Genomic DNA, 4,545 nt, shown 5'->3' with positions numbered 1-4,545 from the left:
CGACACCATCCGCCAGCACACCCCGCAACTCACCGGCCACCGAAGACCGGTCCGCCACAACACCGTCCACCTCACACCGGCGAACATCCACACCACGCGCCGCGAACATGCCCTCCAGAGCAACCACCGCAGCATCGCCACCAGAGCCCGCCGGAACCACCAGCAACCAGGACCCCGACAGCACACCCGAACCCAGATCCGTCACCGGCTTCCAACTGTCCCGGTAACGCCAGCCATCGACCGTGGACAGCTCACGGCTCTGACGACGCCAGGCCGCCAGCATCGGTAGCACGGCGCCCAGTTCACTGCTGCCCTCGACCTCCAGGGTCGCCGCCAGGGCCGTCAGGTCCTCGCTCTCGACCGCCTCCCAGAACCGGGAGTCCACCGAGTCGGTCCGGTCGGCCGCGTCGCGCATAGCGGCCACGGGGGCCTCCGGCCAGTAGCGCTGACGCTGGAAGGCGTAGGTGGGCAGGTCGACCCGGCGGGCACCGGTGCCCGCGAAGACGGCCTGCCAGTCGACGGCGAGGCCGCGGACGTGAGCCTGGGTGAGGGCCGTGGTGAGCGTGCGGGCCTCGGGCCGGCCGGCCCGCAGGACCGGGACGAACACCGCCTCGGCCGTCACGCTGTCCTGGGCCATCGCGGACAGCACTCCGTCCGGGCCGAGCTCGACGAACGTACGGACGCCGTCGGCCTCCAGGGACGCGATCGCGTCGGCGAAGCGGACCGCCTCACGGACGTGCCGCACCCAGTACTCGGGGTTGGTGAACTCGGTGGATGCGAACCCGCCCGTGAGCGTGGAGACGATCGGGATCCGCGGTGCCTCGAGCGTCAACCGGGCTGCCACGGAACGGAATTCATCGAGCATGCCGTCCATCAGCGGCGAGTGGAACGCGTGGCTGACGGTGAGCCGCTTGGTCTTGCGACCCTCGGCCCCGAGCTGCCCGGCAACGGCCAGGACCTCCGACTCGGCGCCCGAAATCACCACGGAGGTGGGCCCGTTGACGGCAGCGATACCGACACCCTCGGTCAGCATCGGAAGCACCTCCGCCTCCGTCGCCTGCACGGCCACCATCGCCCCGCCACGCGGCAGCGCCTGCATCAACCGACCACGAGCCGCCACCAGCTGCGCCGCGTCGGCCAGCGAGAGCACGCCCGCGACATGCGCGGCGGCCAGCTCACCGATCGAGTGACCCGCCAGCACATCCGGGGCCAGACCCCACGACTCCAACAGCCGGAACAGCGCCACCTCCAGCGCGAACAACGCCGGCTGCGTGAAGCCCGTCTCGTTCACCGACTCCGCATCTGCCATCGCCTCGCGCAGCGGACGCTCCAGGTACTGGTCCAGGTGCGCGCAGACCGCGTCGAACGCGTCCGCGAACACCGGGTACGAGGCGTACAACTCCTCGCCCATCCCGACCTGCTGACTGCCCTGACCGGTGAACAGGAACGCCGTACGCCCCGCCACAACCGAGCCGTGGACGGCGTTGGCGCCCGATCCGCCCGCCGCCAGGACCCGCAGGCCCTCCAGCAGCTGCGTCCGGTCGGAGGCCACCACGGCCGCCCGCCGCTCCAGCGAAGCGCGGCCGACCGCCGAGGACAGCGCCACATCGGCAACCCGGACCTCCGGACGCGCCGCCACAACGGCGATCAGCCGCTCGGCCTGCGCCCGCAGAGCCTCCTCAGTCCTGCCGGACAGCACCACCGGTATCACCGGCGGTGCAGCCTCGTCGGGGGCCGGTACCTCGTCGGAGGCCGGGGCCTGCTCCAGGATCGTGTGGGCGTTGGTACCGCTGATCCCGAAAGCGGAGACGCCCGCCCGGCGCGGACGGCCGGTCTGCGGCCAGTCGACGTTGTCGGTCAGCAGCGAGACGCTCCCCGCCGCCCACTCGACATGCGGGGTCGGCGCGTCGACGTGCAGGGTCTTCGGCAGAACGCCGTGCTGCATCGCCAGAACCATCTTCATCACACCGGCGACACCGGCCGCGGCCTGGGTGTGGCCGATGTTGGACTTCACCGAACCGAGCCACAGCGGCTGTTCGTCGCTGTGCGCCTGGCCGTAGGTCGCGAGCAGGGCCTGCGCCTCGATCGGGTCACCCAGTCGGGTGCCGGTGCCGTGCGCCTCCACGGCGTCCACCTGGTCGGCCGTCAGACCGGCCGCGGCGAGCGCCTGGCGGATCACCCGCTGCTGCGACGGGCCGTTCGGCGCCGTCAGGCCGTTCGAGGCACCGTCCTGGTTGATCGCCGAGCCACGCACGACCGCGAGCACCGGGTGCCCGTTGCGCTGGGCGTCCGACAGCCGCTCCACGAGCAGCATGCCCGCGCCCTCGCCCCAGCCCGTACCGTCCGCCGCACCGGCGAACGCCTTGCAGCGACCGTCCACCGACAGCCCGCGCTGCCGGCTGAACTCCACGAACAGATCCGGCGTCGACATCACCGTCACACCACCGGCGAGCGCGAGGTCGCACTCACCGTTCCGCAGTGCCTGCACCGCCAGGTGCAGCGCCACCAGCGACGCCGAGCACGCCGTGTCCACCGACACCGCCGGGCCCTCAAGACCGAACGTGTAGGACAGCCGGCCGGAGATCACGCTCGTCGCCGTGCCCGTCAGCCGGTGACCCTCGACACCCTCCAAGCCGTCCACCAGCAGGTTGACGTAGTCCTGGCCGTTGGTGCCGACGAAGACACCTGCCTGTGTGCCACGCACCGAGGTCGGGTCGATACCCGCGCGCTCGAACGCCTCCCAGGACGTCTCCAGCAGCAGCCGCTGCTGCGGGTCCATCGACAGTGCCTCACGCGGCGAGATCCCGAAGAACATCGAATCGAACTGAGTGGCCTGGTCCAGGAATCCGCCCTCACGGGCGTACGTGGTGCCCTCGTGGCTCGGGTCCGGGTGGTACAGCGACTCGACGTCCCAACCACGGTCCGTCGGGAAGTCCCCGATCGCATCACCACCGGACAGCAGCAGCTCCCACAGCTCCTCGGGAGTGTTGGCACCACCCGGGAAACGGCAGCTCATCGCCACGATCGCGATCGGCTCGTCGTCCGACAGCGACGAGGGCAGGACCGCGGTGGGCGTCAGGGCCGCCGGGCGGGCACCCAGCAGCTCCGCGCCCAGGTGGTCCGCCAGCGCGGCGGCCGACGGGTAGTCGAAGACCAGCGTCGCCGAGAGCCGGAGCCCCGTGGCCGCGTTCAGGCGGTTCCGCAGGTCGACGGCGGTCAGCGAATCGAAGCCCAGCTCCTTGAACGCCCGACCCGCCTCGACCGCCTCCGACCCGGCATAGCCGAGCACGGCGGCCACCTGAGCACGCACCAGATCCAGGAGGGTCCGGCCCCGCTCGGCCTCCGACAGCGTGGCCAGTCGCTGTGCCAGCGAGGAGCCGGCAGCCGTCGTGTCCGAGGACGCCGCAGCAGCGGCCTCCATGACACGGTGGGCCTCGGGAATCTCGTCGAACAGCCGGCTGGCCCGCACTGCGGCGGTCTCACCGGCGACCCGCTCCCAGTCCACCGCCGCAATCGTGAGGGTGGTGTCGCCCTGGTCGAGCGCGTGCTGCATCGCCGTGATCGCCAGCGCATGCGCCATGCCAACGACTCCGTCGCGGCGCAGGCGGTCGGCCACGACATCCTCGGTGGCCAGGCCCGCCTCCGCCCACGCACCCCAGGCGATCGACGTCGCCGGCAGACCGTCCGCGCGACGCTGCTCGGCAAGCGCGTCCAAGTACGCGTTGGCGGCGGCGTAGTTACCCTGACCGGCGCTGCCGACCGAACCCGCCATCGAGGAGAACAGCACGAACGCCGACAGATCATGGCCAGCCGTCAACTCGTGCAGGTTCCGCGCCGCATCCACCTTCGGACGAGCCACCGTCGCGAACCGCTCGGCCGTCAGACCGTCCACCACACCGTCGTCCAACACACCCGCCGTGTGGAACACCGCAGAGAACCGGTGTTCCGCCAGCAGCGTGGCCAGCGCATCGCGGTCGGCGATGTCGGAAGCGGCGACCGTGACGGTCACGCCCAGGGCGGCGAGCTCATCCCGCAGCTCCGCCGCGCCCGGCGCGTCCAGACCACGACGGCTCGTCAGCACCAGACGCTCCGCACCACCCCGGGCCAGCCAGCGCGACACCTCCGCACCCAACGCCCCCGTCCCACCCGTCACCAGCACCGTGCCGGACGGCGACCACACACCGCCCTCACCACGCACAGCCCGCACCAGACGACGACCGAACACACCGGAGGCACGAACCGCCACCTGGTCCTCGCCACCACCGGCGAGGACGCCCACCAGCCGGGAGAAGACCCGACTGTCGAGCACCTCGGGAAGATCGATCAACCCACCCCAGCGCTCGGGATGCTCCAGAGCGACCACCCGGCCCAGACCCCAGACCTGTGCCTGCACCGGATCGGCCACCCGCTCCGAACGACCGGTCGCCACCGCACCACGCGTCACACACCACAGCGGAGCACCGACCCCGGCATCACCGAGCGCCTGCACCAACACCAACGTCGACACCGGACCACCAGCCACCGCCAGCAGCGACACCACACCGG

The 4,545-nt window shown here is 71.5% G+C and carries 1 protein-coding gene; it reads right to left on the bottom strand.

Annotated features, from left to right (window positions below):
* On the bottom strand, positions 1-4,545 hold a 4,545-nt coding region (locus tag OG871_RS40695; protein ID WP_371503576.1), incomplete at both ends, for a type I polyketide synthase.

It is taken from the genome of Kitasatospora sp. NBC_00374, from assembly GCF_041434935.1.
Classification (GTDB): Bacteria; Actinomycetota; Actinomycetes; order Streptomycetales; family Streptomycetaceae; genus Kitasatospora.
The sequence above is the reverse complement of the archived record's forward strand: the minus strand, read 5'-3'. Positions and strand labels throughout refer to the sequence as shown.